This is a genomic window from Halomonas sp. KHS3, from assembly GCF_000830495.1.
GTDB classification, from domain to species: domain Bacteria; phylum Pseudomonadota; class Gammaproteobacteria; order Pseudomonadales; family Halomonadaceae; genus Vreelandella; species Vreelandella titanicae.
This window is the reverse complement of sequence record NZ_JWHY01000020.1, coordinates 1-706: the sequence shown is the minus strand read 5'-3', so window position 1 is coordinate 706 and position 706 is coordinate 1. Positions and strand designations below refer to the sequence as shown.

The window sequence follows — 706 nt, the reverse complement described above, 5'->3', positions numbered from 1 at the left end:
GCTTCATTGCTTGACCCTATAACCCGAAGGAGTCTGGTATCTCGCAATGATCACGTTTCATTTTGCCGGATACGCTTGAGACGTATCACAATTTAAGAASCACTTCTTGCGAAGTGTTCTTGTCAGCATGATATACATTGTTAAAGAGCAGCTGTTCAATGAACAGTGATAAGGCGGCGTGCGATAACTAAAACAACGGCTACAACACAGCGACTTATCAATGGTCACGAAACATTCACAAACGGTATTGAAGGTTAAATTAAACAGGGTAGTAACGTAATGGTGGAGCCAAGCGGGATCGAACCGCTGACCTCCTGCGTGCAAGGCAGGCGCTCTCCCAGCTGAGCTATGGCCCCATTAATACATAACTTTTCCGGGTAATTTTATTCAGAACAAGGCATTTTATGGCGAAGCATAGCCTGCTATGCGAGTCATAAAATAACGCAGTGCTGGATAAAATTTGGTGGGTCTGGGCAGACTTGAACTGCCGACCTCACCCTTATCAGGGGTGCGCTCTAACCAACTGAGCTACAGACCCGGCTATTCAGTTGTTACAGGTTTTGATGCCTTTGTAACAACTAAACTAACTACCGTTTGCTCTATTGCTTGATCAGGTAATTCATTGTGGACGCTTACCGACTGTGACGCATCGTTTAAGGAGGTGATCCAGCCGCAGGTTCCCCTACGGCTACCTTGTTACGACTTC

2 tRNA genes and 1 rRNA gene are annotated in these 706 nt (G+C 46.1%); all 3 read right to left on the bottom strand.

The window, feature by feature from the left end:
• Nucleotides 1-280: 280 nt before the first annotated feature.
• A tRNA-Ala gene (locus tag RO22_RS23730) sits at nucleotides 281-356 on the bottom strand.
• Between the two features lie 105 nt (nucleotides 357-461).
• A tRNA-Ile gene (locus RO22_RS23725) sits at nucleotides 462-538 on the bottom strand.
• A 116-nt stretch (nucleotides 539-654) separates the two neighbouring features.
• A 16S ribosomal RNA gene (locus RO22_RS24915) occupies nucleotides 655-706 on the bottom strand; the annotation flags it as partial.